This is a genomic window from uncultured Alteromonas sp. (assembly GCF_963976965.1).
Taxonomy (GTDB): domain Bacteria; phylum Pseudomonadota; class Gammaproteobacteria; order Enterobacterales; family Alteromonadaceae; genus Alteromonas; species Alteromonas naphthalenivorans.
On the sequence record NZ_CAXBMP010000006.1, the window covers coordinates 21001 to 46521 of the forward strand.

Sequence of the window (25521 nt, forward strand, 5' to 3'; positions counted from 1 at the left end):
AGCTAGCGCGTGCGGATTTTACCCATTTCTTTACACAAAAGCGAATAAGCTTGTGGGTTATATTGCCAAAGATTGAAATAGTGTAAGCCAAAGTAGCCATTTTGGTAATAATATTGCCGAATTAGCGCAAGTATTACGCTAAATAGTATTCAACAGCACGGGTTGAAACTTACCTTTATCAAGTCGTTTAAGCTTAAATGCGATGGCTTTATAAGTGACAAAGGTAAACGCTGCGGCGGGAAGCAAGCCCCACAATTCATGACTAAGCCCGATGGAAGACAGCGTGGCATTCGCAAGGGCAAAAACCGCGATAAAAACCATTAAGGGAAGCAAATACAACCACGCGGAAGCACTCAACACCCCTTCCTCTGGCACACCTACTGTTACGTCTTGCCCTATCACTACCGGCATAGGTGAGCGTAACGTTAGTTGCTGAGTTTTAGGTGCTAAGGCTCTGGATATAGCCCCCGTGCCACAGTCACTTTGCGCTTGGCAACTACTACAAGTCGATTTAATCGCGGCCTCAACGGTAACGAGATCCCCCTCTACAGCAACAACACGGGCGGTTTCAGTAATCATTATTTATCTGCCGTAGAGGAAAGCGAGGTAGCAATAGCATTCGCGGTTTGCAGAGGAATTTCTCCCACCACTGTCACTTGCGTATTTCCATCAGTAAGGGTTAAAAAGGTACTTAAATCATTCCTAAGCACCAAATCACCGCCAAGGGCATCTTTTGCTGGTTGCACGTAAACAGACACATCTACTAAGCCATCACTGTACATTTTATATTCTACCACTTGGCCTGTTAGGGCCAAGCGACGAGTATCACCGCGCACTTCTTCCATACCATTCGGCAAATATTTAACCTCCCAATTAGGTTGGCGAGATTGCTTTTGCGTTAATGCCATCGGTTTGGGTAAAGACGCCTGATTAATACGTGCGAAATAGTCATCCGGGGCATCGGTTATTTTAAGCGAGGTTACTTGAATTTGCTCTAATAATCCGCCCTGCAAATCCAGCATATTAAGTTTCAGTACCATGCCTGAATCTTCATCTAACCATAGCTGGTAGCTAAAGCGGCTATTGTCACGGCTAACAATGCGGATTTGTTGAGCAGGCCTTCCTGCAACACGGGCTCTGCCCACAGAGACAAATTCATAACCGCTTTTCAGTCTATCAGGATGATGGAGCAGCTCGCTGGGTATAGGCCCATTGATAAATTCAGAACGAAGACTATAGGGCGACACGTCAGGTTCAAACACACTCACAATACCATTGACGCGAATTTGCTCACGGCCTGGCCCATTTTGTAAATTGAGTTGCTCCATACTGGTGCCATCTTCTAACACACCATGACGCCATAAGAAGGGAATAGTTTCACGTCCCGCACGGCTCTGAACAAAAGCAACCTCAAAGTTTTGCGTTTTCACCACTTCGCTTAATTGCATAAGCCAATCTGATGTGGTTTGAGGGTGTGCATTCACTACCACCAAATCAGTGGCTTGAGGTACTGCCTGAGACGAAGTTTGTGAAGCATCTATAGGCAAAGACAAAGTTGAAGATGAGGTTTCTGCACTTTCAGAAGGTGTGTTTTGTACAGATTCGCTTTCTTGCGCTGCACTGCCAAATGATAAACCCAAAGACGTTATAACGACATAGGTCATGGCTTTGATGAAAGCCCGCGGGCGAATACTTACTTTTACGTTGGCTAAAAACACGCGTACCAGCACTAAAAGCGCTGGTACGTTATTACGATAATCTATTTTCATTAAACGATATTCTTATTGAGCGTCGTATGAACTGCTTACGGACGGTTATCTGCACTCGCCTCGGCATCGTCAGTTTCAGATTCTTGCGCTTGTTTCAATTTCACTTGCTGCTCGTGATCGGCAATAAGGGCGTTGATTTTGCGCTTTTTCTCTAATACTTCGTTCATGTCATTGCGAGGCAATGCACGTGTTTGCTCTAAACTAACTGGCGCTAAACCACCTTGTGGCCCTGCCGTAGGTGCTGTCATGAACGGCTCAGTTGGCGCAGGCTGATTGAAGTGTTGAACACCTAAAATCACGGCTACCGCAACTGATGCTGCAACGGCAAACTGGCCAGACTGTTTCGCGAATGGCACTACACCGCTAGAAACTAGACTGCCGAGTACCGGAATTGAACGCCAGCGTGAAGCTTTTGGCGCGACAATAGCAGGCTCATTTTCAAGCGCGGCGGCAACACTAGCAGTAATATCTAACTGCGGTGCGACACTGGCCTCTTTGCGCATTGCGCCCCTAATGACATGGTAGCGTTTCCATTTGGCCTGCAATTCTTCATCTTGCTTAATCGCATCGATGATTGCATCGCCATCTATTTCGCCATCCATGAAAGCGGACAAATTTTCTTGCTGTTGCGTCATAAATTCATTTCCTGATCAACTGTGATCAATTAATACCCTAACACAGCTGTTAGTCTGCTCAATATAACGAAAGTTCATTTTCATTATATTTAATTTTCTAACAATGGCTGAATCACTTTATCGATAGCCTCTCGCGCTCGGAAAATTCGTGAACGAACCGTACCTACTGGGCACGCCATCACGTTTGCAATTTCCTCATAACTTAGCCCTTCTATTTCACGAAGGGTTATCGCCATACGAAGGTCATCAGGTAACTTTTCCACCACTTTAAATAAGGTTTCTTCAATTTCATCCGTTAACAAACTGCGTTCTGGCGTGGATTGCTCTTTAAGCGCATCACTGCCTTCGTAGAAGTCTGCTTCGTCTGCGTCGACATCACTAGCGGGTGGCTTTCTTCCCTGCGCAACAAGATAATTTTTAGCACTGTTTACCGCGATACGGTACAACCAAGTGTAAAATGCACTGTCGCCACGAAAGTTTGGTAATGCCCGATAAGCTTTTATAAACGCTTCTTGGGTAACATCAGCCACATCACCGCTGTTTTTTACATAGCGCGATACCAAATGCATGACTTTATGCTGATAGCGAGTTACCAGTAAGTTAAATGCATTTTTATCGCCACGCTGTACTTTTTCGACCAATTGTTGGTCGGTTATTTGCTCGCTCATTCGAGCCATTACTCCTACTTCAACTACCCAATAGCTCTAACAAGCATTGATATAGACGCGTACTGTTACAAAAAGTTCTGTATTAGCATTAAAAATATTTAAAAATGCTGAGGGAAAGCCATCTAGATCATTGTGTTTTGCCACTCATCCTTTAGACTTGCCGAACCTTTGCTCGTTTAATATATACAAAAATACATGAAATCAGTGTCATCTTCACTAACTTCCACATCAAATTCAATTGAACATCGATGTGATGTACTGATTATAGGTAGCGGCGCAGCTGGGCTTAGCCTTGCACTTAGGCTTGCCGACCACTGTCAGGTTATTGTGCTCAGTAAGAGCGATCGTAATGAAGGGTCTACCCGTTATGCCCAAGGCGGTATTGCTGCGGTGTTCGATGAGCAAGACTCTATCGATGCGCATGTACAAGATACATTAAAAGCGGGCGGCGACCTGTGCGATGAACCTGCCGTACGCTTTACTACCGAACGAGCCAAAGAAGCATTGAGCTGGCTAATTAGTTACGGTGTGCCGTTTGATACCGAAACCACAGAGTCTGGTGAAGAGCGTTTCCACCTCACCCGCGAAGGTGGGCATAGTCACAGACGCATTCTTCACGCCGCCGATGCCACCGGCGAAGCACTGCAAATAACATTAAACGATGCAGTTTCTGCACATCCTAATATTCACGTTTTCGAACGTTACAACGCTATCGATCTTATTCCGTCGAAAGACGATAAAAAGCGGGTTATTGGCGCATATGTGTGGAACCGCCAACAAGAGCACGTTGAAGTTATTCGCGCCCCCTTTATCTCACTAGCAACGGGTGGTGGAAGCAAGGTTTACCAATATACCTCAAACCCAGACGTTTCCAGTGGCGACGGTATTGCTATGGCTTGGCGTGCTGGTTGTCGTGTAGCCAATATGGAATTTAATCAGTTTCACCCAACTTGCTTATTCCACCCGCAAGCCCGAAATTTTCTTATTACAGAAGCCCTACGTGGTGAAGGCGCGAACTTATGTCACGCCGATGGCACCCGCTTTATGCACAAGTTTGACGAGCGTGGCGATTTAGCCCCCCGGGATGTGGTTGCACGTGCCATTGATTATGAAATGAAGCGCCTTGGCGCTGACTGTATGTATTTAGATATCAGTCATAAACCCGCTGACTTCATCGTTAAGCACTTCCCTAATATTTATCGTAAATGCCGTTCACTAGGTATAGATATTACCCGAGAGCCTATCCCAGTGGTGCCCGCAGCCCATTATAGCTGCGGCGGCGTTGTAACCGACTTCAATGGAAAAACAGATTTAGCCAATGTGTATGCAATAGGAGAAGTCGCCTATACCGGTTTACACGGGGCAAACCGCATGGCATCTAACTCACTGTTAGAATGTGTTGTGTTTGCCAGCGCTGCCGCCGAGCATATTATCTCTACGTTACCTTCAGCCTCGTGTGAAGAAGCCATTTTGCCTTGGGATGAAAGTCAGGTATCAGACTCTGATGAAGAAGTTATTATTCAGCATAACTGGCACGAACTACGCTTATTTATGTGGGATTATGTAGGCATTGTTCGAACCGACAAACGGTTAGAGCGCGCCATGCGCCGAATAAATCTACTGGAGCAAGAAATTGCCGAATACTACGCGCACTTCAGGGTAAGTAATAACCTTCTTGAATTAAGAAACCTAGTGACGGTTGCTGAATTAATTGTGCGCTGCGCTATGCAACGAAAAGAAAGTCGGGGCCTACACTTTAATCTAGATCACCCTGGGCAACTTGAAAACCCTCAGCCCACCTTTTTGTGCCCCGAAAAAGATGCTTTACCAACGGTACCAGGCACACTTATTTCTTAATGATTTTGGGTGAGTAGACACCTAGCCGTAGCGTTTTCAGCGTGGCTTGAAAAGACAATAGACATACAATAGAAATACAATAGCTATTTAATAGAGATACGAAAAAGCCCACTTCCTAATACAGCGTGTTCAATACACTATATTAGGAAAGTGGGCTTTTTTATTTATATTGCGACGTTGAGCTGCACTCGGCTTATTTCTTTTTAATAAATCGAATACAAAGTCCTGAAATTACAGCACGAAGACCTAGTAGCTCATGGCTAGCAGGTCATGACTATCAGATCATAACTAGCTGGTCATAAAAAGCACCGAACCAAACAGACCGACTTATCGGCTGATAATAATAACCTTGTTACTGTTTCGTCATAGCAGCTTTGACCTACAGCGTTGAGACCTCTGCATCTAGGTGTACTTGCTGATCATCACTGCTCGTAATTTCCAAGATAGAGCGGTCTTCATCTTGACACATTTGATAGATGTTAATGCTGCAAGGCAGCATAACGGGTCGTTTAAAACGGCAAACCACATCTGAAATATGCTGACCGTTCGATACTGGTACGAATGATAACGCGCGGGCCAGTGTCCACATTCCATGGGCAATCGGGCGCTTAAAGCCAAATGCTTTGGCACTTAGTCCAAACAAATGAATGGGATTATAGTCGCCAGAAATTTTCGCGTAACGCCTGCCGGTATCGGCCGTTACATCAAGCTCTGCAAGCAAGTTTTTAGGGCTATCGACACAGGCTTCAGTGGTATCTTGTACAGGCGCTCTGGGCGCCACATGTACCGCTTTCACCTTCACCAAGTAGCTACTGATTGCTTTATAAACACAGCGCCCTTGTTGAAAAGCCTCTAAGGAAACATCTACTTCCCAGCCACGTGAGTGCGGCCTGACATCGCTGAATCGAACCCTGCATTCAAACGTCTCGCTTAAATCGCATTCTTCTAGCACTTCTACGCGATTAGCCGCATGTATTAATCCCAGTAATGGAAACGGGCTTTTCTTATCGAGCAAACACTGCATTTGAAGGGGAAGAGACAGCATTTGCAGATACAAAGGATGCATGGTAGCAGCATCTTGCCACGCCACTTCTTGACAAAATGCAGCGTAGTGCTTGTTGTCAATATTAAGTTGTTTGGTGTAAATGCGAGGCGGTAATGTGGGTGGTTTGAATTGCATTAACTGTCGGGTATCGACACGTTTTAATAAAGCTTTTGCATACTCACGAAACATCAATGTTATTCCTTGTTTGGCCTGCTCCTTGAGCGAAGATTATCGCTCGGCATAGCCGTCGATAATCTGCTTCAGAGCATTCACCTTTTAATACCCAGCGCACATGCTCGTAATACGGCTGGTACCATTTTCGCGCAGTTCGTTCTACATGAAGGCTTAGACCCCATGGCAACAGTAATGATGACTTGTGAAGATTCACTGCTGGCGAATAAATCTCTTCTCCCGATACCATCAACGCCCGCAATGAACCATTGTCCGTAAGCGTGTAAACATCATTAGATGGCACCGTCGTCGGTTTGCTCAATTTACGCCATACACTCAAGCAGAAAGCGATATACACCGGCAAACACGCAAGCGCGCATAACCAAAGCCAACTTGGACTTACCCACGTCCACAAGGCTTCAGGTAAATTTATAATACTAAAGCCAAAAGCGGCAATAAGAATTAGCATTCCTACTATTTTTCGCCACGGCGAATAAGTGAGTTTAACCCTGTACTTTGACACGATTAACGATAGTAGACACCATACCAGCAAGTTCTGGATCTTGGCATTGTTGATGGCCCATAAACCATGCAAACAAGTCTGGATCGTCGCTGGTAAGTAAGCGTTCGAATATTTCTTGTTGTTCGTAATCAAGCGAGTCGAAGGCTTCATCTACAAAAGGCATGAGTAACACATCAAGTTCCAACATCCCTCTGCGGCATGCCCACTTTAATCTAGCACGTCTTTTTGGCTCAAACATATATTCACATTCTTAATTATTGTTTTAACACTGTCATCATATTACCACGGTGATGGGCGAAGGATCACTGCCCTTTTAGACAGAAAGGCGTTTCAATAGCACCGTAGATAGCACGAATTAACCACAAAACACGATAATCTTAAGGGTTCCCCTTGATAAAGCGCGCAAACCCCTCACCTACTACATTATAAATTCTTCATTCGGAATCTTTGATGACAGCGTTAACGACTCTTTCTGATTTACCTTCGCACTATGCAATTAAGTTAAATGACAACATGCTAATAAAGCTGGAAGGCGAGCAAGCTGACAGCTACTTACATGGTCAAGTGACAGTTAACATTAACGCTTTAGATGAGAATACGGTGAGGTATTGTGCCCATTGTGACAACAAAGGAAAGACCTGGTCTATTTCGTTTGTGGGCCGCCATGGAAATGGTCGCCATGGAAATGCTATCTTCATGCTAACTAACAAAGACTCTGGTGCGCACTCCCTTGCGCAGTTAAATAAGTACGGTGTGTTCTCAAAGGTAGATATAACCGATGAATCAAACCAGTACACGCAATTCTTCTTAGGTGAAAACCTTGGGCAGATGTTACTTAGTAGCTATTTCGACACCCTTCCTAGTGAGCCATTAACCAGTGTTCACAGTGATGTAGGGTGGGTATTTAAAAGTGATACTCAGCGCGCCGGCTATTATGTGGTACTGAATTCTGAGCGAGCCCCTGAATTTGAGCAAAAAGTGAAAGACACCAACGGCTCAATTTTTGAACAAAATGTATACGATGCTATTATGATAGAAAGTGCGATACCGTCTATCGAAGAAACTGGGGTCAGCGAATACGTTCCCCAAATGATGAATGTGCAGGCACTTAACGGTATCGATTTTGACAAAGGCTGCTATATGGGCCAGGAAGTGGTTGCCCGCACTCGATTCTTAGGTAAAAACAAGCGTGCAGCCTATAGTTTTTCAGTGCCAAAAGCGTTTCATATTAACGCTGGCGATACACTAGAAAAGCAATTAGGCGAGAACTGGCGTCGCGCTGGTATGGTAATTCGTAAAGCTGAACTTAGCGAAGAAACATGGTTTATGGCTGTGCTCTCAAACGATACCACTGAGCAAGATATTCATCGCCTAGCTGATCAAGTTGAAATTACCTGCTACCCTAGCCCTTTACCGTACAGCATTGAGCAGGCTAAGAGCTCATTGGTGAAAAACCGTAAATAATCTTTAATAAATTTAAAACCATCGCCCAGTAGGGCAAAACTACAGGACAAATTATGACTATAACCTCTGACAGCGTTGTCACCCTTCACTACACCGTTTCAACCGAAGACGGTACCGAGCTTGATTCTTCAGCCGGTAAGGAGCCGCTTGTAGTGCTTCAAGGGCGCCGCTTTCTTATTGAGGGACTAGAAGAAGCATTGGTAGGTAAAGAGAAAGGTGAAAAGTTCAACTTGTCTGTTGAGCCAGAGAAAGCCTACGGTGAACGTATTGATGAACTCGTTCAGCGCGTACCTAGTTCAATGTTTGAAGGCATGGACGTTGAAGTTGGCATGTCTTTTCGTGCAACCACGCCAGAAGGTGAGCAATCGGTTATTATCATCGAGACATCTGATGACGAAGTAGTTGTAGACGGTAACCACCCACTTGCAGGCATTCCACTTACTTTTGATGTAGAAGTGGTTGATGTACGCGATGCGACTGCTGAAGAATTAGAGCACGGCCATGCCCATACGCCAGGCGGCTGTGGTCACGACCACTAATACTGTTGCTTCGTGATAAACGCACTAACTAAAAAGGGAGCCTAAGGCTCCCTTTTTTGATATTGACTGCAACACAAAGCGTTAGTCAATAATGCCTATTTATATCGCGTCTTCGTTTTGCTCACCCGTACGAATTCGCACCGCTGACTCAACGTTAAATACGAATATTTTGCCGTCACCAATTTTGCCTGTTTTTGCAGAGTTTTCGATAGCTTCTATCGCCTGCTCGACGCGCTCATCATCAAGCACTAGCTCAATTTTAATTTTAGGCAGAAAATCCACTTGATATTCAGCACCGCGATAAAGTTCAGTATGTCCTTTTTGGCGTCCGAAGCCTTTTACTTCAGACACTGTCATTCCAGCAATACCGACTTCGGCTAATGCTTCCCTTACATCGTCCATCTTGAACGGTTTGACTATCGCTTCAATCTTTTTCATGGTAACTACTCATCATAAATGGTTGGAATAGGTACGCGCTTGTGCTGAGTACGCTGATAAATGTACAACAACTTTTCATCCACCTCAGCAGACACTGATTTGCCTTCTAAGAAGTCATCAATTTGATCGTATGTCATGCCAAGAGCTTGTTCATCAGCTTTTTGCGGCGCGAGAGTTTCGAGATCGGCGGTGGGCGCTTTAGTGATAACAGTTTGGGGGGCACCTAAGTGCGAGGCCAGTTGTCGAACTTGGCGTTTACTCAACCCAAACAAAGGCGCTAAATCACACGCTCCATCGCCATACTTTGTATAAAAACCCGTAATATTTTCTGCTGAATGGTCAGTGCCTAACACTAATCCATCAACCATTCCGGCAATTTCATACTGAATCACCATACGGGTTCGTGCTTTTACATTACCTTTAACGAAGTCACGCTTTGCTTCACTTTCAGGTAATAAACCAGCGCTTGATAATGATTCAGTGGTAGAAGCATGAATAGCATCTGCACCGGGCTGAACATTAACCGTCACAGAATGGGAAGGCTCAATAAAGTCTATCGACAACTGAGCATCAGCTTCGTCGGCTTGCGTTTGGTAAGGTAAACGAACAGCGACAAACTGAAAATTTTCGTGCTTTTCTTGGTTTAACTCATTCACTGCTAACTGAGCTAATTTACCCAACGTACAAGAATCGATACCGCCACTAATGCCTAGCACCAGTGAATTTAAACCTGACGTAAGAAGCTGCTTTTTAATGAAAGCCACTCGACGAGTAACTTCAAATGCCACATCGATTTCAGGCAGCACTTTCATTTCTTCAATAACTGCTTGTTTTTGCATTATAATGTCCAATTAGTGAGTGGGCGTCCTGATACCTGAGTTTACGATAAACTCGCCTTAGATGTTAGTGGTAAAAGAATTCAAACTTCATTAATCGTTGAAATTCACTACTTTTTGTATCTTCGGGCATGCCTACACGCCTTTTTTTATACCCATTTCGAGGCAAATTGGTTTACCTTGAATGTTCACGCGCGTTGACCTTTATTGTTGTAATAATAGAGGCTAACGCTAATATCATTGTTAAATTAACCTAGTAAATAAATCTCAGTGAAAATAAAGTCTTCTAGCGCTTTGCGTCTTCAATACGGCCTGACTCTTTTAGAGATGCTAATTACGGTCGCCATTTTGGCAATCTTAGTAGGAGTCGTTGCCCCGTCTATTAATACTATTTTAGTCAAAAATAGAGTAACCGGCGACATCAATACGTTGAGCGCTATTGCACAGCAAGCTAGGTTTAGTGCCATTAACGAACAGTTTAACGTGATACTTTGTCCGACCACGAGTTATAGCACCTGTGTCAGCGATTGGGCCAACGCGAAAATGGTCTTTATTGATGAAAACTCAAATGGAAGCAGAGATAGCAGTGAACCACTTATTGCCAGCAGCGACCCGCTGAACTCAGGCAATACAATCAGTGGCATTTCTGGCGCTATTTCGTTTTCTGAACAAGGCAGTATTAGTAACAGTGCAACCATAACCATCTGCCCAAAGAGTAAAGATGCCTCTTATGCTTCTGCCCTGCTATTGTCACTCTACGGTAGAATATCTGTTGCCATCGACAGTGACGACGATGGTATTAATGAAGATTTATCTGGCACCGCTCTAACTTGCCCTTAATACCTTGTCCTTAATTCCTTGTCATGACCTGATTCGCAGCGGACTAATGGTAAGTCCATGATAGGCTACCTTCCCCAACATCCATGGGGTAAATTTTCGTAAGGGGTGATAGTTAGCAACCGACAAGGGTTAGATTTGTCCAAAAAGCTTAAAGACGCAACAATGCTATAATTTCCATTCTTAGATTCGCTGTATGTCAGTGTAACGCCGTCAATATTGGGTGCCGGCAATCCACTAAGCCCCGAGTATTTACCTTCACTCAACCAATACCGTTCTTGCTTTATTTGCAAAGTGAGCAAATAGCTAATGGTTTCATGCTTATTTGCAAGCGCGATGGTTGATGAATAACTGGGAATGGCGAACATAGAAACAATACCCACAATCGCAACAGCGACCAAAAGCTCGATTAACGTAATCCCTCCCATCTTAATTAAATTGATTTTCCCTTCCATGGTACAGCAGCCCTCTATTTGTTGATTCGCTATGCTGTAAACCTAACAGCAAACAAATGACAAATAACCGGACTAAGGCATGGTTTTAATTAAAGCAGGTGGATTTACCTTGTTAGAGTTACTTGTGGTGCTTTGCATTGTGGTCATTTTCACCGCCATAGCTGCCCCCTCTTTTGTTGAATGGCGACAAGCCATCGCTATAAAGAGCGCGTTAAAGCATACCGCTGACATTGCAAAGTACGCCCGCACGCTTTCTATCTCTGAGCGTAAGGCGATTACCCTAGTCGTAGACGCTTCAGCAAATCATTGTATCGGCTTAACCTCAGCAAGTGACTGTGATTGCCATGTAGCAAGCAGTTGCCACGTTATTAGCCAGCAGAAACGGCTTATTATGCAAAGTTATCATGCAGTCATTGCTAGTCCAGCCAATAAAAAGGCGTTGCTGACGTTCGATGGAACTCATGGCATGAGTTTCGGCAGCGCAATGACAGTCACCATAAGTAACGCTCGATACACCGGCAAAGTTATCATTAATAACCTAGGCCGTGTGCGGTATTGCACTTCTACTTCACTAGAGGGAATTCCTCTATGTTAAGGTCCTCTGGTATTAGCCTAGTAGAGCTCACCATAGCCATGGCCATCAGCACAACATTGGTTCTTTTTTCTGCCATGGGCGCTGCGACTATCTCTAAAGAACTAGGTTATTTTCAGCAACAATTAGCACTGCAAAGTGAGTTACGGCTTATTAGCCATTCTCTCTCGCTACAACTCCAGCGGGCCGGATTCGTGGCGCGCCCTTTTGAAGAAATTTTTGCCAACAGCGCATTACTACCGCCTGCTATCAACATCAGCCATCATCCGCTAGAGGCCGAAAATTCTTGTGTCTTATTTTCCTATGATAAAAATGCTGACGGCGACATTAGTCATGAAGCCCCCGCAGAATTGTTAGGTTTTCGATTGCGCAATAAAGCCCTTGAGTACCGTGTAGCGAGCAAAAGTTGCGAGCAAGGTGGATGGCACGATCTTACAGATACATCAGAATTAAAAGTCACTCAATTCACGATATCTTTGCACGGTGAGATAAACCATGCCCCGGTTTACAAAGTTGAGCTTGCACTACAAAGCAAGGCGTCCGCAGAACTCACCGCCGAGCAACATCTGTATTTACGAGTTGCCAATGCGAAATAACGCCGATTTTTACTCATCCTCACTAGTCGTTCAAAAACATGTGATAGGTGCAAGAGAGGCAAGCGCTTGGCAATGTCCTAGTAAGGTAAATGGCGCCGTATTGTTAAGTGTGGTGGGTATACTGTTAAGCTTAATAACACTGGCACTGTGGGCAACCAACGCACTACTTACCAGTGAGTTTCAAGCCAGTAAGCGCAGTATTGCTTATGTTGAGGTGATGAATACATTGCACAACGACATGACACAATTAACCGAGCAACTGCGTATCAGCGAAGATTGGCAACAAACCGCAAGTCTATTCGCGCGAGCATCAGTGACGGCGACTCACTATTCAGGAAGAGATTCTCAGTATTTAACGCTGTTTACCGTGTCCATAACTCACCCTGTTACGTCGCTATTCATTAGACAAGGTTTTTTACGCCACCCCGCCATAGTTCGTCTTCCTGCCAACGGTGTAATAACCGGTGCGACTAACGCTATATTGCCCCACCTTTTTGAACGACATTACAGTAACTTTACGCCGATGTTTTTTCCAAAGCCGCGCATAGCAAACGACTGCGACGATCTTACTCGCCATCTCGTGTTTTGGGTGCGTGGTGACTGCCATATTTCGCCCAGTGAAATTATAGGGTCAGCGAGTCAACCTGTTTTACTTGTAGTAGAAAAGGGGGATTTCACCCTTGATACCCATGCTCAAATTTACGGGTTAGTAGTGATATTAGGCGACACCAGTGTGCCTTCCAGCTCTTCTAGTAGTTCCCACCCTGTTATACCCGTGGCCACTATCGCCTCTTCGGCCAAGCTTGAAGGCGCCATGGTAAGCAATGAGGAAGTATCTAGAGTTTTTCACGGGCACATCAATTTCAATCTTAGTGTATTACGCACCCTTCAACAATCTAGCGGTTTGCAAAAGATGCAACCCATACCCGGGAGTTGGCATGACTTTAATTAAAAAGACACAAGGGTTTTCGCTCATAGAGGTAATAATTGCATCAGGACTCTTTGCGCTGACCTTTACCGCTGGACTGAAGCTTTACCAGCAAATATACGGACAATGGCAGCAACTTAACGCAGTGCAACAAGCTCGGCAACAACTTGAAACCGACCAAACGACTCTACTAATTAATGTGAATGCCAATCAAGATGCATATATCGCCATTACGCCCTCGTCTACCACGAGCGCAGCAAAAGCCGTGACCTTAGAACAAGTTGTAGAGCCTTTACCCCAGTTGAACCATACGGATGAAGCTTTACGTGCAGACGAAACGCTTAGTGAAGAAAGTGGGTTAACGACTGAAGAAAAACTAAATGAAGAAGAGGCCCTTGATGAAGCGCAAGAGCTCATCGAAAAAGTAAAAACAGAAAGCCAAGCTATTACCCAACAATTGAAGGTTGTGGTGGCACCACCGTATCAATCGCGTTGGCAAGATATAGCGATCATGGGGCCGTTGGTACCACTTCCCCCCGCAAAACCCTAGTGAATTAACAAGACCAGCAATACTCGCCCGCCGCCAACGAACCATTGTTGTTTACGTCCCAGCCTTTGCGGCCATCACTAAAATAAAACAGCGCGCCATCAGAAGCTTGCGCGGTGCTACTTACGGGTGTTGCTTTTAGCTGGTAACTGGTTGCATCGGCAGACACTATGGTAAGGTCGTAGCGTTTATTGCCCGCTGCTTCTGTAGAAGGAGAGTAAGTGGCAAATATGGTTGGTGCTCCTGTATTTGCGCCACCTGCACCCGCACCTTGGTAACTGAACGAGCCACTATGATGACGCTCCATTGCAGCAGCAAATGCCAGCATGTCTGCCTGCGCCGAGCCTCTATACCCATCAGTCATAAAAGACTGATATGACGGGTAAGCAATACTGGCAAGAATGCCAACAATAGCCACCACGATCATTAATTCAATAAGGGAAAAGCCTTTATATTTTTCGTTACTACTAATCACTGAGATGTATCCTCTCGCTCAGTTTCAGAATGCCAACTGCCTCGTTGTATTCGTTCAAACTTACCATAAATATTTTGCGCTAAGCATTCAAACGCTGAACCACAGGGTTCTTCGTTGCCATCATCGTCGACACTGATAACAGTGGAAGCACACTCGGTACCAAGGCACACCACAGGACTGGTTATATCTTCAATAAGAATTTTAGTCTCTGGCGCGATCCCTGTTTGCTGTAACTCAACTGATCTGTCTGAACTATCAAGTTTGCCATTATTATTAAGGTCTGACACAGCATTCGCATTAAATAGGTTAACGAGATAAGCACGGCTATTTCCAGACGGCGGCGCACACAAACTGGTGCTACTTACCGCAGGCACATAAGTCGTAAAGAATATTTTGTAATCTACTATTAGAGGTGATGCCAATACTTTTTCCCCATCGGTGGTAAGCTCGATATACCACCCCGCTTTATTTGCAAAGCTTGATGCTGCCACCCCTTGCTCAGTTTCATCGCTACTGGTAAGCAAATGTTCGGTGGCATTGTATAAATCGGACTCAGACACCGTGCTCATAAAGGTAAATTGACCACTCGTGTCGCGACTAAAAACGCCCTCGTCTTTAAGCATATAAAAATTATCTTCTACTGTGACATCTAGCGGTGATGCTCGCCATCCACTTCCCATTGCAACGGCATAATACAATTCGTCACCCAACGCAACTTCCGAAACATCAGGGCCATAATAAAAACGACGATTGGTTTCGGCGGTGTCCCCAGCAAAATCAGCCAGCCTCGCACCTTTTATAAAGTTGCTACCCGACTCGCCATTATAAATATCCAAGCGAAACAGTTGCCCGCCCATGTCACCGACATACATATGGTCAGCGAAGCCATCGTTGTCTCTGTCAATCACGGATATTCGACCCGGGATACTGTAGTTCATATCAACCAGATTCAAATCGGCATCAGTGTTGCTGGCGTGCCAGAGTAAGCTTCCAGTGTCTGCATCGAACATATAAACTGCATTTCCAATGGCATCAGCACTTCTCACCGACTTATCGTCTTGCGAGTCATCGTAACCGCCACCGATGATCATGACATTCATCTCTTGGCTGCCGTAGCGCACTTTAGTGATGGTGGGACGCGACCATGTTTGCCCTAATTTCTCAAGACCCGAGGTACCGCCTGCGATTACAAACTTAACGGTGGGCGACGTCTTCTGTGTCACATCAAACACATAATAGTTCCGGCCACCTCGGCGCATACCTAAATACAGGTAAGTCGAAGTTCCCACCGTACGCAATACCATTTCACCGTCTAAGCCATAAACATGATTAAACGTAGAGATATCTTCATAAAAGTGGTGCAAGTTAGGCAGCAACGTTTTAGGCATAATGCCAAAGTTTTCTTCGCCGGTTTCAGCGTCAAACGAATGCAGCATACCTTGGTTTGTGGCAACTAATATGGCTGAATCGGTGCTGCCGTAATTAACCACCACAGGTTGAGAATGAATGGGGTCGCCCATTTGAAGCCGGTAGTCAGTGGTATCACCATCTCCATCATTATCTTTAACATCTATGCCCCGCGCCCATTTAAGCAGCACTTCGCGAAGTTCTTCCGCGTCGAGTTCGTCATCAACCCCCATCATTGCTGCTGTAATATCCTCGTTGTCTTCATGCAATTCGTTACTCGATTGAATGATATTTCCAGCACCGTCGAAAACATACAAGTTACGGTTAGCAGTCATTTTACTCGCGGTACCGCCTTCTCGAACATCACTACCATCAACAAGAGTCGACCAAAAGCTATGGGAATTATCTTTAAAGAATCCCGTATCACCATCTACCGCAACCAGTGAGTTTTGATCTAAAATATCCTCGCCATCTAATCGGTAACGCTTAAGGTTACCCGGCCAGATAGCACCTTCACTGGGTTTAAACAACGCAAAGTAGAGTTCGTCGTTATGGGTCAAGCGATTAAGCTGATTCACCGCTACTCCGGGTGATACAAAAGTAGAATTCACATCCTTTACTGAACGAAGAATAGTGTTAAATGCTTCAAGCAGTTCTGCGCTGTCATCAGCTTGATAGAATCCGCCACCACTTTGCACTGCCAGCTGATTCAAGAAATTGTTGGCGGTACTATTCGCGGCAAACCCTATTGTATGTGTGATCACCCGACGTCCAATAACCGATGTATCCGAATCGCTGACATTTTTAACTAAACTCAAACCACACTTTTCACCGCCACTACCTGTACAGCTATCGCCTAGCAATGATTCGATAAGAGATACACTGTGGTTATTGTTTGCTTCCCCATCAGACAGCAAAACAATATGATTGTTGGTCTGACATTGCAGATCGCTAACCGGTGATATATAGGTTGCCCCGCTAGGAATATATTCATTAATACAGTCGCTATCAGATAGATTGTCATCGGAACACCCGTTTGGTTGAACAGCATCACCGCCCAAATACGCGCTTCTGTGGCTGACTCGCGTATTCTTCCTTACCGTGTTTGAAACATTGTAGTTACCACGGGTTAGCCCGTAATCAACGTCTCTGCCACCGTAATAGTTAACCGCCTCATACAGCGTATCTACAATGGGCGTATAGCCACTGGCAGTAAGCTCATCAACTTTACTGATAAGGTGTTCTCTCACTGTCGATGTCTGCCCAGGCGAGGCTGAACCATTGAATTTAACTACTAATTTTGCCGCGGATGACTGAGAGCCACTGTAGGTATATGCACCTCGATAGCCGGTGAAGTCACTAAACACGAACGCCATCGCATTACCTGATTGCCATCCCGCTCTATCTACAATCTCTTTAACTACGCCGGAAATATCCGGTGAGGCGTAATCATTGCCCGATGAAAACGACCCCATAGTCCAAGTTACACCTGACGTTTTGCCAATATTTCTAAGCAAATAACGATTTCCAGAAGAGAAGTCGTCAGCATCATTATCAGCAACACCGCGAATTAACATGCTCGAGTTATTGTAGTTGTAGCTGCTATAAGCAGTAAGTTCTATGTAGGCTTCGGAAATTTCAGCTCCTTGAGGGATGTTTACGTTTTGAAAACGAACCCCTATATAACTGTTATAGCTGCTTGAGAAAGTAAGCTCTGAGCCTGTATTTTCATACCCTTTGTTGTTTTCTTCTATATTGTCGTTAGAACGGCTAACCTGGTAAACGCTTTCACCGCTGATGCAACCTGTAGCGGTTGTATCATCATAAGACACCACCAATTGCGGGGACCCAGTTTGCCCAGAATCAAATGCTCGGGCTTCTCGGCTGCTTGCTGTATCTGAACTTGTGCCCTCTATAAGAATATTGAGGTCATCACCGCCGCACCATTGTGGCAAATCTACAATTTCTTGAATAACCGATGAAATATCAGGCGTGGCAATAACCTCATCAGCAGAAGGAAAGTCATTGTTACTTATCCATTCAACTTTTGATGCGGTTTTAGTTCGTGACGAAAGGTTGTCATATGCCGTGGAAAATGCCGTGCTAGTTGCCGACGCCTCACCGCTTATCGTGAGTGTGGTGCCTGCTATATTAAATTTTTCTGATGTAAAACGAATATATGCACTGACTATCGTTGCCCCTTGAGGAATATTCATCTCAGTAAAACGCATGCCTGATGTGACTATATTCGTGCCAGAGCTCAACACTAGGTTGTTAGCATTAGTATTTACGGTACCGTTGATTTCTGACGCATCGTGACTACTTGAACCGGTTGAGGTGATGAGTTCTGGTTGAATAGCATCGTCAATCCCGCTTACTGGAAAGAGTATAGGGCCACCATAGTCGGAAAAACGCATAAGGCCGGCATCTATATTGGTGGCTGAAGTTAACGCCTCTTTAAGTGCGTTTTGTACTCTAAGAATACGCGATTGGCCGGTGCCATCTTTGCCCGTCATACTGCCTGACGTGTCCATAATAAAGAGTACATTTGGATTATAAGTAGCCGACTCTGACGCGGTACCTAAGTAAATATCCAAATCATCACCGACAGCGGAAAAGCCAATACAAGAAAACATCACTACCGAGACAAAAAAACTACTCACGCGTTTCATAATTATTACTCTACTTATTGTGATGCGGGGCCAAACACTGATGCCGCTAGGGAGTTTGCAACCACCGTGGATTTGGCACCTACCTTGCCGCAGCCTCTAATAATGAACACGTGGCAATTTACGTTGCTACCACCAATCACGTTGCTTGAGCCCCTACATGCCTGCTCTCTTATAAACGCGGTACGAGACCAACTCTTAGTACCTGCCAGGGTTTGATACGTGCCGTTTGTGGTGTGCTCACTGCCCGTAGAGAGACCACTTTCAGTCATGTACCTGTCGGTCCATTCATTTTCATCAAAACAACTCATTGTTTCTGTTTCAGGTTCGTAGGGATCAAGCTGGCGTGCCGCAGAAAGAGGGTCAACTTTAGTGCTATCTTGTAACAGGGATTCGTCCTCCGACTCAAAAAACACCCCCGCAATAGCCGCTTCCGCAGCGTCGAATGCTAGCCCCGTCTGCTGCATTGACATTGCCATTTTAGATTGGGATAGGCTACTGGTTACCGCACTTACGCCTAAAATGGTGAGAGAGAGCAACACTAACAATGCAAACACCATTACTAATCCACGCTGTTTCATTGAATGCTCCTAACAAAGTTTTTCACATTTCTAAGTGACACTGTTTTAGCAAAAACCTGATAATAATGGCTCGAATCTAGCGTAACTTGATTCTCGTTTAGTAATGCAAATGTAGGGGCTGAAGTTTGCTGAACTTGATTTTGATAGCTTTTAAGTAAGATCCCCCAGCGCAATGCAACCACTTGTTGATTCTGTGCTCGTAGCGCAGCCAACTTATCGGCCGTCACATAGGTTATCGCTTGCCCATTAGAATCCTCAGCAACATCACTAACGCCATATTGAAGTTGGAAGTTACTTACATTGTCTAGCAAGGTCACAGTATTTGGTGAAACGGATTGTGTTTTTAGGCCCCGTAATACTCGCCCATCGTAGCCTGTACATTTAAATTCATTGCCGCTAACGTAGTATCGGTTAACCACATGAAACTCATCACCTGCGGCATAACCATGCTTACTGCCCGTACAGTCTGTAGAGGCAAGCAAATTCACCACTAACACGTCATTTGCACCACTTGATGCTTGCGTGCTTCCGAGCGTAGTGTTTGAGACGAAGTCTCCGGCTAACCCAATTGGCTTATTCTCAATAAATCCAGCCTCCGCCACCGTATCAACTGAGTTATCGATAGACGCGACAATAGTGTCATAGCGACCAATTTCGTAAAACTCACTACTAAGCCGGCTTGTTATATAACGTCCAGACTCCTGAACCTGTGCCACCGCTTGATTAAGTTTGTTCGTTACACTACTACTCACTAATACCTGAATTATCGCGCCAGATATCACCAGCCCTAAGGCCAATGAAATCATTAACTCTACAAGCGAAAAACCCTTTACACGCTTCACAAGGTTAAGTCCTTAATCACACAGGCGTTACTGTCTGAGTCATTTGGATTGCAACGCGTATTTAAGGTGTAATTTTGACTACCTGCTGATGCTACCGGCCACGCTAGAATAACTTGCAGCCGTGAGCCCGCACTGCAACTGTAAACATCTGCTACGTTAGTATCTGTACAGGTTAATGACAGTGTGGTTTGAGGGTTAGTTTGTACTGCCGCGCAAGATAATGCCCAGCCATCGTATTTAGCCATATCCAGCTCGTTGCAGGTGGCGGTTTCACAATTGGGCACTCCAGAAGGACGACTCAAACAAAAACATTTATAAGGATGGGTGGAACCCGAGCAGGTGAGCCCGTTGAAGTTGTAATTGCTTGCATTGAAATATTGGTTGTTAACCACAATGCCATCACCTACCGTTGCCACACGCGCAGCAGCACGTAAGCGCTCTGCAACTTGAGCCGCAACAAATTCGCTTTGCGTGCGGCTAATCGCATCTTTGTTCGCAAAAGATCCTGTGAATTGAAGAGCAGCCACCCCGAGTAAACCAATGGCAAGAATGAACATAGTGACAAGCACCTCAATAAGGCCAACGCCTTGTTGCTTATCCAATCCACTAGTGTTTATCGTTCGATTCATAGTCCCTGCATTGCCCAATGGCATTCACGCTAAAATTTAGACACAACCTTATGTTTAGCATTCTATGCTAAAAATTTCTTGCTCAAGGTATAAGCAACCATAAAACGTATCAGATTGTATTACCATTAGACGATAGCGTAAAAAAAAGCACCGCATATCAATGCGGTGCTTTTAAATTCAGCCCAATTTTTATACCTAAAAGGCGCTAGCTTACTTGTTTGACTCTAAGCTCCTTAGGAACCGCGAATTCAACATTTTCTTCTCGGCCAGCACGTTCGGAAGCAGAAACCGCTCCCCATGCTTTAAGCTTATCAACCACGCCTTGAACTAACACCTCGGGTGCAGAAGCACCTGCCGTTACTCCAATATGCTCAACATCTTTAAGCCAACTTTCCTGAATGCAATTCGCATCAGCAATTAAGTACGCCTTCGCACCAATTTTTTCGGCTAGTTCACGTAAACGATTCGAATTTGAGCTGTTTTGAGCGCCAACCACCAACAGTACTTGGCAATCTTGAGATAGATCCCGCACGGCGTCTTGACGATTTTGGGTGGCATAGCAAATATCGTCTTTACGTGGTCCTTGAATATCAGGGAAACGTTCACGCAATGCATCAATAACATCTGCAGTATCATCAACAGATAAAGTCGTTTGGCTGCAGTAATAGAGATTTTTGGCATCTTTTACTTCAAGGGTCGCTACATCGGCTTCAGACTCGACAAGGTAAATTCCACCCTCATCATTGCTGTACTGCCCCATCGTCCCCTCAACCTCGGGATGTCCTGCATGGCCAATCAAAATACATTCAGTGCCTGTTTTACTCGCACGGGTCACTTCCATATGCACTTTAGTCACTAATGGGCAAGTAGCATCAAATACCTTTAATCCACGATTTTCGGCTTCTTTTCTTACTGCTTGAGAGACCCCATGGGCAGAAAAAATAACAATGCAGTTGTCGGGCACTTCATGCAATTCATCTACAAAAATAGCACCACGCTCACGTAGACCATCAACCACAAACTTATTGTGAACGACTTCATGGCGAACATAGATTGGCGGCTCAAATATTTCGAGTGCTCTTTCTACAATGGTGATGGCTCTGTCTACACCGGCACAAAAACCACGAGGATTGGCAAGATGAATTTGCATAATTACTGATCACCTTTTGATGTAGGTGCAGGTGCAACTTTTACATCGACAATTTCAACATCGAAAATAACCGTTTGCCCAGCTAATGGGTGGTTAAAATCTACCGTTATCGAGTCGCCCGCGACACTTCTGATAATACCGGGTATTTCTGAGCCATCTGGCTGAGAAAACGCAAGAATAGCACCTTCTTGAATTTCCAAGTCAGCACCAAAACGGCTTCTATCCATGTAATGGATATTATTAGGGTTAGGCTCACCGAAGGCATCGTTCGCGGCTAACGTGAACGATTTCTTTTCACCCTTTTGAAGTCCTAGTAAGCAAGCTTCAAAGTTAGGGGTAAGACTACCGTCACCCATTACCATTTTCGCGGGCTTATTATTTACGCGGGTGCTGTCAGCGGCTGAGCCATCTTCAAGTTTTAAGTCAAAGTGAAGAATAACTTCGCTGTCAGAACCAATAATTAGGTTGTCGGTCATTGTGGCTCCGGTTACTGCTTTGACGTGCTGGTTGAATCGGCGCTTTTATGTTTCTCGCCGTTCTTGAACATATCAATAATTAATAGGGCTGCACCAATAAATATCGCGCTATCGGCAATATTGAAGGCAGGCCAGTGCATGTTGTTTACATGAAAATCGAGGAAATCGATAACATATCCATGCACTAAACGGTCGTAAACATTACCTAGCGCGCCACCCAAAATAAAAGAAAAGGCGACAGGCAATAAGGTCTGATTTTTGGGTGATTGTTTTAACCACCATAAAATAACCACACTGACGACAGTAGCGATGGCAGTAAAAAACCATCGCTGCCAGCCACCGGCACTATCAAGAAAGCTAAATGCCGCGCCGTAATTGTGTACGTAGGTTAAATTGAAAAACGGTAATACCTCTATCGATTGATAAAGTGACATACCGCCTAACACTGCGTATTTGGTAACCTGATCTAGCGCAAATGCAATTAGGGTTATCCAGAGAAACCGTAAACCGGTTTCACTGAATAACTTAGGCTTGGTATCCGCCGTAGTATTAAGCATACTGACGCGTTTCCCCTTCGCCATCAATGTTGGTTACACAACGGCCACATAATTCTTCGTGTCCCTTATGGGTGCCAACATCTTCGCGATGGTGCCAACAGCGAACACATTTGTCGCCGCTTGCTTTGTTTACACTTAACCATAAACCTTCAACATCGGTAGCCGCAGCATTGTCTGGTGCGCCTTCTACTTTTGTCAGGTTCACTGCTGATGTAATCAATACAAAGCGCAGTTCATCTTCAAGTGAAGCCAAGGTGTTAAACAAAGACTCTGTAGCATACAAGTCAATCTTAGCTTCTAACGAACCGCCTAACTGACCGTCTTTACGCGCTTGTTCCATGGCTTGGTTTGCAGCGTCTTTTACGCTTAATACCTGATGCCATAGTTCGTCGTTAAATACGTCACTTTGCGTGAAGCTGTTAAAGCCTTCGTACCAGGTTTCGGTAAATACAAATTCACTACGCTCGCCCGGTAAAGCTTCCCAAATCTCTTGCGCCGTAAAGCTTGTGATGGGTGCCATCCAACGAACTAACGCTTCCATAATATGGTAAAGCGCAGTTTGACAAGAGCGGCGTGCATTGCCGTCAGATTTTGCCGTGTACTGTCTGTCTTTAATAACATCTAGGTAGAATGAACCTAACTCGATGGAACAGAAGTGCATCAGCTTTTGCGTAACGACTAACAAATCGTACTTTTCAAACGCTTCAACAAGTTCTTCTTGTAGTGCTTTCGCACGCGCCACAATCCAGCGGTCTAGTGCCACCATCTCGTCTTCTGGCAAAGCATCTTCTGGCACAAAGCCATTAAGGTTTGCTAGTAAGAAACGTGACGTGTTACGTAAACGACGATATGCATCAGCAGCACGTTTTAAAATTTCATCAGACACCGCAATTTCACCGCGGTAATCAGTAGACGCAACCCATAAGCGAAGAATGTCTGCGCCTAGTTTGTTCGTCACTTCTTGCGGTGCAACTACGTTACCTACCGACTTCGACATCTTTCTGCCGTGAGCATCTACGGTAAAGCCATGAGTTAACACTTCTTTATAGGGTGCGTGGCCATGCATGGCGGTAGACGTCATTAGCGATGACATAAACCAACCACGATGTTGGTCTGACCCTTCTAGGTACAAATCGGCGCTAGCGGGAATGTCTTCACGTTGGTCAACCACAAAGTAGTGCGTGACACCTGAGTCGAACCATACATCTAGGGTATCGGTGACTTTGTCGTAGTTATCGGCTTCGCTACCTAGTAGTGCAGCATCATCGATATCCCACCAGGCTTGAATACCTTTAGTTTCCACCTCAGCGGCCACTTTTTCCATAAGTGCAACTGACTCAGGGTGAAGTTCACCGGTAAGTTTGTGCACGTACAAAGGAATAGGAACGCCCCATGTACGCTGGCGAGAAATACACCAGTCTGGACGACCTTCTACCATTTTCTGGATGCGGTTTTCGCCCCACTCTGGGATCCACTTAGTTTGTTTGATTTGTTCGATTGACTCAGCACGTAAGCCTTTTTTATCCATGCTGATAAACCACTGCGGCGTAGCACGGAAAATGATAGGCGTTTTATGGCGCCAGCAATGCGGGTAACTGTGCTCATATTTCACGTTAAGCACAAGGTTACCGTGCTCTTTTACCGTTTCAACAATGGTATCATTGGCTTTAAATACGAACTGGCCGGCAAATAAAGGCGTGTTTTCTAAATACACACCATTGTTACCGACTGGGTTGTACACTTCAATGTCGTATTGTTTACCTACATTGAAATCGTCAACACCGTGAGCAGGCGCGGTGTGAACACAACCTGTACCTGATTCAGTGGTAACGTGCTCACCCAAAATTAGCGGTACTTTTAAATCTAAGAACGGATGATTAACTAGCAGTTTATCTAAGCTTGAACCTACACAGGTCGCTACTTCACGATACTCTTCAATACCGTAGCGCGTCATGCAGCTTTCAAGCAAATCTTGCGCAACCACTAACCATTCGTTGGTCGACGTGATTTCTACAATCGCGTAGGTTAATTCTGGGTGCAAGCTGATGGCGCGGTTGGCAGGCAGCGTCCACGGGGTCGTTGTCCAGATAACCACGCCCGCTTTGTGCGCGGTTAAGTCTTCACTACTTACACCAAACGCAGCCGCAATAGCGTCTACATCAGCAACAGGGAATTTCACATCAATAGCAGGTGAAATTTTGTCTTGGTATTCTACTTCTGCTTCTGCCAACGCAGAACCACAGTCTGTACACCAATGAACTGGCTTGAAGCCTTTCTCTAAGTGGCCCGATTCAACCACTTTACCCAGTGCGCGAATAATGTCGGCTTCTGAGCGAAAATCCATGGTTTTATAAGGATTGTCCCAGGTACCGAATACACCAAGACGTTTAAAGTCAGCCATTTGGCCATCAATTTGACGTTGTGCGTATTCGCGGCACTTTTGGCGAAACTCAGCAGCCGTCACTTTTTTGCCCGGCTTACCCACTTTCTTCTCTACCATCAATTCAATAGGCAAACCGTGACAGTCCCAACCCGGCACATACGGCGAGTCGAAATCTGACAGTGTTTTTGACTTAACAATAATGTCTTTAAGAATTTTATTTACTGCGTGACCAATATGAATATCGCCGTTTGCGTACGGAGGGCCATCATGAAGAATGAAAGGCTTCTTACCTTTCTTCGCTTCTCTAATCTTTGTGTATACCCCTTTTCCCTGCCAGTCTTTAAGCATTTTAGGCTCACGCTGAGCAAGGTTGCCGCGCATAGGAAAGGCGGTTTCGGGTAGGTTTAATGTGGCTTTATAATCACTCATATAATTGTATTATCCGGTTACCT

At 45.0% G+C, this 25521-nt stretch carries 27 protein-coding genes; 8 read left to right on the forward strand and 19 right to left on the reverse strand.

The genetic code is table 11. From position 1 onward, the window contains the following. Window positions 1-138: 138 nt before the first annotated feature. The 4 genes from AAC006_RS06615 to rpoE form a co-directional block, all read right to left on the reverse strand. Window positions 139-579 carry a SoxR reducing system RseC family protein gene (locus AAC006_RS06615; RefSeq protein WP_256771558.1) on the reverse strand — a complete coding sequence of 147 codons (441 nt, stop codon included), beginning with the start codon at window positions 577-579 and terminating at the stop codon, window positions 139-141. Then, on the reverse strand, window positions 579-1769 hold the full coding sequence (locus AAC006_RS06620) for a MucB/RseB C-terminal domain-containing protein (RefSeq protein WP_339890949.1): 1191 nt from the start codon (window positions 1767-1769) through the stop codon (window positions 579-581). Before AAC006_RS06620 ends, AAC006_RS06615 begins: the two co-directional genes overlap by 1 nt. Before the next feature lie 35 nt (window positions 1770-1804). Continuing rightward, on the reverse strand, window positions 1805-2404 hold the full coding sequence (locus AAC006_RS06625; protein WP_288388624.1) for an RseA family anti-sigma factor: 600 nt from the start codon (window positions 2402-2404) through the stop codon (window positions 1805-1807). Between the two features lie 89 nt (window positions 2405-2493). Beyond that, the gene (gene rpoE / locus AAC006_RS06630) at window positions 2494-3072 is read right to left on the reverse strand and encodes an RNA polymerase sigma factor RpoE (RefSeq protein WP_013783342.1); all 579 of its coding nucleotides are present in this window, start codon (window positions 3070-3072) and stop codon (window positions 2494-2496) included. A gap of 195 nt (window positions 3073-3267) precedes the next feature. Between rpoE and nadB the strand changes: the two genes are divergently transcribed. Beyond that, window positions 3268-4929: an L-aspartate oxidase gene (gene nadB / locus AAC006_RS06635; RefSeq protein ID WP_013783341.1), complete on the forward strand. Its 1662-nt coding sequence runs from the start codon at window positions 3268-3270 to the stop codon at window positions 4927-4929. 379 nt (window positions 4930-5308) lie between these two features. Here nadB and AAC006_RS06640 read toward each other — a convergent pair whose 3' ends face one another. The 3 genes from AAC006_RS06640 to AAC006_RS06650 are packed head-to-tail and all read right to left on the reverse strand — an operon-like array spanning window position 5309 to window position 6906. Further along, a complete protein-coding gene (locus tag AAC006_RS06640) occupies window positions 5309-6163 on the reverse strand; it encodes a MaoC/PaaZ C-terminal domain-containing protein (RefSeq protein ID WP_126873439.1) in 855 nt (284 codons plus the stop codon). After that, window positions 6153-6614: a protein YgfX gene (locus tag AAC006_RS06645; RefSeq protein ID WP_013783339.1), complete on the reverse strand. Its 462-nt coding sequence runs from the start codon at window positions 6612-6614 to the stop codon at window positions 6153-6155. Before AAC006_RS06645 ends, AAC006_RS06640 begins: the two co-directional genes overlap by 11 nt. A 34-nt stretch (window positions 6615-6648) precedes the next feature. Continuing rightward, complete coding sequence (locus AAC006_RS06650) at window positions 6649-6906, reverse strand: succinate dehydrogenase assembly factor 2 (protein WP_013783338.1); 258 nt, start codon at window positions 6904-6906, stop codon at window positions 6649-6651. A 212-nt stretch (window positions 6907-7118) separates the two neighbouring features. Between AAC006_RS06650 and AAC006_RS06655 the strand changes: the two genes are divergently transcribed. Both AAC006_RS06655 and AAC006_RS06660 read left to right on the forward strand, forming a co-directional pair. Further along, window positions 7119-8132 carry a glycine cleavage system protein T gene (locus tag AAC006_RS06655; protein WP_013783337.1) on the forward strand — a complete coding sequence of 338 codons (1014 nt, stop codon included), beginning with the start codon at window positions 7119-7121 and terminating at the stop codon, window positions 8130-8132. 53 nt (window positions 8133-8185) lie between these two features. Further along, window positions 8186-8671, forward strand: a complete 486-nt coding sequence (locus AAC006_RS06660) for a peptidylprolyl isomerase (protein WP_013783336.1) — start codon at window positions 8186-8188, stop codon at window positions 8669-8671. 99 nt (window positions 8672-8770) lie between these two features. On the opposite strand, the gene AAC006_RS06665 is transcribed toward AAC006_RS06660, so the two are convergent. Further along, entirely contained in the window at window positions 8771-9109 is a 339-nt protein-coding gene (locus AAC006_RS06665; RefSeq protein WP_013783335.1) for a P-II family nitrogen regulator, read from the reverse strand. A gap of 5 nt (window positions 9110-9114) precedes the next feature. Beyond that, complete coding sequence (gene nadE, locus AAC006_RS06670; RefSeq protein WP_013783334.1) at window positions 9115-9948, reverse strand: ammonia-dependent NAD(+) synthetase; 834 nt, start codon at window positions 9946-9948, stop codon at window positions 9115-9117. A 267-nt stretch (window positions 9949-10215) separates the two neighbouring features. Between nadE and AAC006_RS06675 the strand changes: the two genes are divergently transcribed. Beyond that, window positions 10216-10785, forward strand: coding sequence for a GspH/FimT family pseudopilin (locus AAC006_RS06675; protein ID WP_013783333.1), 570 nt, complete (start codon window positions 10216-10218; stop codon window positions 10783-10785). Between the two features lie 65 nt (window positions 10786-10850). Here the strand turns inward: AAC006_RS06675 and AAC006_RS06680 are convergent, their stop codons facing one another. Next, the gene (locus AAC006_RS06680) at window positions 10851-11237 is read right to left on the reverse strand and encodes a prepilin-type N-terminal cleavage/methylation domain-containing protein (protein WP_013783332.1); all 387 of its coding nucleotides are present in this window, start codon (window positions 11235-11237) and stop codon (window positions 10851-10853) included. Window positions 11238-11316: 79 nt separating this feature from the next. Between AAC006_RS06680 and AAC006_RS06685 the strand changes: the two genes are divergently transcribed. The 4 genes from AAC006_RS06685 to AAC006_RS06700 are packed head-to-tail and all read left to right on the forward strand — an operon-like array spanning window position 11317 to window position 13903. After that, complete coding sequence (locus tag AAC006_RS06685; protein ID WP_013783331.1) at window positions 11317-11832, forward strand: prepilin-type N-terminal cleavage/methylation domain-containing protein; 516 nt, start codon at window positions 11317-11319, stop codon at window positions 11830-11832. Continuing rightward, on the forward strand, window positions 11826-12425 hold the full coding sequence (locus AAC006_RS06690; RefSeq protein WP_288388626.1) for a hypothetical protein: 600 nt from the start codon (window positions 11826-11828) through the stop codon (window positions 12423-12425). The genes AAC006_RS06685 and AAC006_RS06690 overlap by 7 nt, the downstream gene beginning before the upstream one ends. Next, entirely contained in the window at window positions 12415-13377 is a 963-nt protein-coding gene (locus tag AAC006_RS06695) for a hypothetical protein (RefSeq protein WP_013783329.1), read from the forward strand. Before AAC006_RS06690 ends, AAC006_RS06695 begins: the two co-directional genes overlap by 11 nt. Next, a complete protein-coding gene (locus tag AAC006_RS06700) occupies window positions 13364-13903 on the forward strand; it encodes a prepilin-type N-terminal cleavage/methylation domain-containing protein (RefSeq protein WP_208806031.1) in 540 nt (179 codons plus the stop codon). Before AAC006_RS06695 ends, AAC006_RS06700 begins: the two co-directional genes overlap by 14 nt. A gap of 4 nt (window positions 13904-13907) precedes the next feature. Here the strand turns inward: AAC006_RS06700 and AAC006_RS06705 are convergent, their stop codons facing one another. The 9 genes from AAC006_RS06705 to ileS all read right to left on the reverse strand — a co-directional run bounded on the left by AAC006_RS06705 (window position 13908) and on the right by ileS (window position 25498). Further along, on the reverse strand, window positions 13908-14327 hold the full coding sequence (locus tag AAC006_RS06705) for a type IV pilin protein (protein WP_049791801.1): 420 nt from the start codon (window positions 14325-14327) through the stop codon (window positions 13908-13910). A gap of 44 nt (window positions 14328-14371) precedes the next feature. After that, window positions 14372-18454: a PilC/PilY family type IV pilus protein gene (locus tag AAC006_RS06710; RefSeq protein ID WP_339890954.1), complete on the reverse strand. Its 4083-nt coding sequence runs from the start codon at window positions 18452-18454 to the stop codon at window positions 14372-14374. 14 nt (window positions 18455-18468) lie between these two features. Continuing rightward, window positions 18469-19032 (reverse strand): PilX N-terminal domain-containing pilus assembly protein, encoded by a 564-nt coding sequence (locus tag AAC006_RS06715; protein WP_339890955.1) that lies wholly within the window; start codon window positions 19030-19032, stop codon window positions 18469-18471. Beyond that, window positions 19029-19874, reverse strand: a complete 846-nt coding sequence (locus tag AAC006_RS06720; protein WP_013783324.1) for a PilW family protein — start codon at window positions 19872-19874, stop codon at window positions 19029-19031. The genes AAC006_RS06715 and AAC006_RS06720 overlap by 4 nt, the downstream gene beginning before the upstream one ends. Next, window positions 19871-20503 (reverse strand): prepilin-type N-terminal cleavage/methylation domain-containing protein, encoded by a 633-nt coding sequence (locus AAC006_RS06725; RefSeq protein WP_126873434.1) that lies wholly within the window; start codon window positions 20501-20503, stop codon window positions 19871-19873. Before AAC006_RS06725 ends, AAC006_RS06720 begins: the two co-directional genes overlap by 4 nt. 205 nt (window positions 20504-20708) lie before the next feature. Then, window positions 20709-21653, reverse strand: coding sequence for a 4-hydroxy-3-methylbut-2-enyl diphosphate reductase (ispH, locus tag AAC006_RS06730; protein WP_126873433.1), 945 nt, complete (start codon window positions 21651-21653; stop codon window positions 20709-20711). A gap of 2 nt (window positions 21654-21655) precedes the next feature. Beyond that, entirely contained in the window at window positions 21656-22129 is a 474-nt protein-coding gene (gene fkpB, locus AAC006_RS06735; RefSeq protein WP_013783321.1) for an FKBP-type peptidyl-prolyl cis-trans isomerase, read from the reverse strand. Between the two features lie 11 nt (window positions 22130-22140). Then, the gene (lspA, locus tag AAC006_RS06740) at window positions 22141-22686 is read right to left on the reverse strand and encodes a signal peptidase II (RefSeq protein ID WP_013783320.1); all 546 of its coding nucleotides are present in this window, start codon (window positions 22684-22686) and stop codon (window positions 22141-22143) included. Then, window positions 22679-25498 carry an isoleucine--tRNA ligase gene (gene ileS / locus AAC006_RS06745; RefSeq protein ID WP_339890957.1) on the reverse strand — a complete coding sequence of 940 codons (2820 nt, stop codon included), beginning with the start codon at window positions 25496-25498 and terminating at the stop codon, window positions 22679-22681. Before ileS ends, lspA begins: the two co-directional genes overlap by 8 nt. Window positions 25499-25521: the final 23 nt, after the last annotated feature.

Excerpts from the sequence above, each read along its gene's own strand:
- AAC006_RS06615 (WP_256771558.1), bottom strand. The coding sequence starts at position 579 with ATGATTACTGAAACCGCCCGTGTTGTTGCTGTAGAGGGGGATCTCGTT.
- AAC006_RS06620 (WP_339890949.1), bottom strand. The coding sequence starts at position 1,769 with ATGAAAATAGATTATCGTAATAACGTACCAGCGCTTTTAGTGCTGGTA.
- AAC006_RS06625 (WP_288388624.1), bottom strand. The coding sequence starts at position 2,404 with ATGACGCAACAGCAAGAAAATTTGTCCGCTTTCATGGATGGCGAAATA.
- rpoE (WP_013783342.1), bottom strand. The coding sequence starts at position 3,072 with ATGAGCGAGCAAATAACCGACCAACAATTGGTCGAAAAAGTACAGCGT.
- nadB (WP_013783341.1), top strand. The coding sequence starts at position 3,268 with ATGAAATCAGTGTCATCTTCACTAACTTCCACATCAAATTCAATTGAA.
- AAC006_RS06640 (WP_126873439.1), bottom strand. The coding sequence starts at position 6,163 with ATGTTTCGTGAGTATGCAAAAGCTTTATTAAAACGTGTCGATACCCGA.
- AAC006_RS06645 (WP_013783339.1), bottom strand. The coding sequence starts at position 6,614 with ATGCTAATTCTTATTGCCGCTTTTGGCTTTAGTATTATAAATTTACCT.
- AAC006_RS06650 (WP_013783338.1), bottom strand. The coding sequence starts at position 6,906 with ATGTTTGAGCCAAAAAGACGTGCTAGATTAAAGTGGGCATGCCGCAGA.
- AAC006_RS06655 (WP_013783337.1), top strand. The coding sequence starts at position 7,119 with ATGACAGCGTTAACGACTCTTTCTGATTTACCTTCGCACTATGCAATT.
- AAC006_RS06660 (WP_013783336.1), top strand. The coding sequence starts at position 8,186 with ATGACTATAACCTCTGACAGCGTTGTCACCCTTCACTACACCGTTTCA.
- AAC006_RS06665 (WP_013783335.1), bottom strand. The coding sequence starts at position 9,109 with ATGAAAAAGATTGAAGCGATAGTCAAACCGTTCAAGATGGACGATGTA.
- nadE (WP_013783334.1), bottom strand. The coding sequence starts at position 9,948 with ATGCAAAAACAAGCAGTTATTGAAGAAATGAAAGTGCTGCCTGAAATC.
- AAC006_RS06680 (WP_013783332.1), bottom strand. The coding sequence starts at position 11,237 with ATGGAAGGGAAAATCAATTTAATTAAGATGGGAGGGATTACGTTAATC.
- AAC006_RS06685 (WP_013783331.1), top strand. The coding sequence starts at position 11,317 with ATGGTTTTAATTAAAGCAGGTGGATTTACCTTGTTAGAGTTACTTGTG.
- AAC006_RS06690 (WP_288388626.1), top strand. The coding sequence starts at position 11,826 with ATGTTAAGGTCCTCTGGTATTAGCCTAGTAGAGCTCACCATAGCCATG.
- AAC006_RS06695 (WP_013783329.1), top strand. The coding sequence starts at position 12,415 with ATGCGAAATAACGCCGATTTTTACTCATCCTCACTAGTCGTTCAAAAA.
- AAC006_RS06700 (WP_208806031.1), top strand. The coding sequence starts at position 13,364 with ATGACTTTAATTAAAAAGACACAAGGGTTTTCGCTCATAGAGGTAATA.
- AAC006_RS06705 (WP_049791801.1), bottom strand. The coding sequence starts at position 14,327 with ATGATCGTGGTGGCTATTGTTGGCATTCTTGCCAGTATTGCTTACCCG.
- AAC006_RS06710 (WP_339890954.1), bottom strand. The coding sequence starts at position 18,454 with ATGAAACGCGTGAGTAGTTTTTTTGTCTCGGTAGTGATGTTTTCTTGT.
- AAC006_RS06715 (WP_339890955.1), bottom strand. The coding sequence starts at position 19,032 with ATGAAACAGCGTGGATTAGTAATGGTGTTTGCATTGTTAGTGTTGCTC.
- AAC006_RS06725 (WP_126873434.1), bottom strand. The coding sequence starts at position 20,503 with ATGAATCGAACGATAAACACTAGTGGATTGGATAAGCAACAAGGCGTT.
- ispH (WP_126873433.1), bottom strand. The coding sequence starts at position 21,653 with ATGCAAATTCATCTTGCCAATCCTCGTGGTTTTTGTGCCGGTGTAGAC.
- fkpB (WP_013783321.1), bottom strand. The coding sequence starts at position 22,129 with ATGACCGACAACCTAATTATTGGTTCTGACAGCGAAGTTATTCTTCAC.
- lspA (WP_013783320.1), bottom strand. The coding sequence starts at position 22,686 with ATGCTTAATACTACGGCGGATACCAAGCCTAAGTTATTCAGTGAAACC.
- ileS (WP_339890957.1), bottom strand. The coding sequence starts at position 25,498 with ATGAGTGATTATAAAGCCACATTAAACCTACCCGAAACCGCCTTTCCT.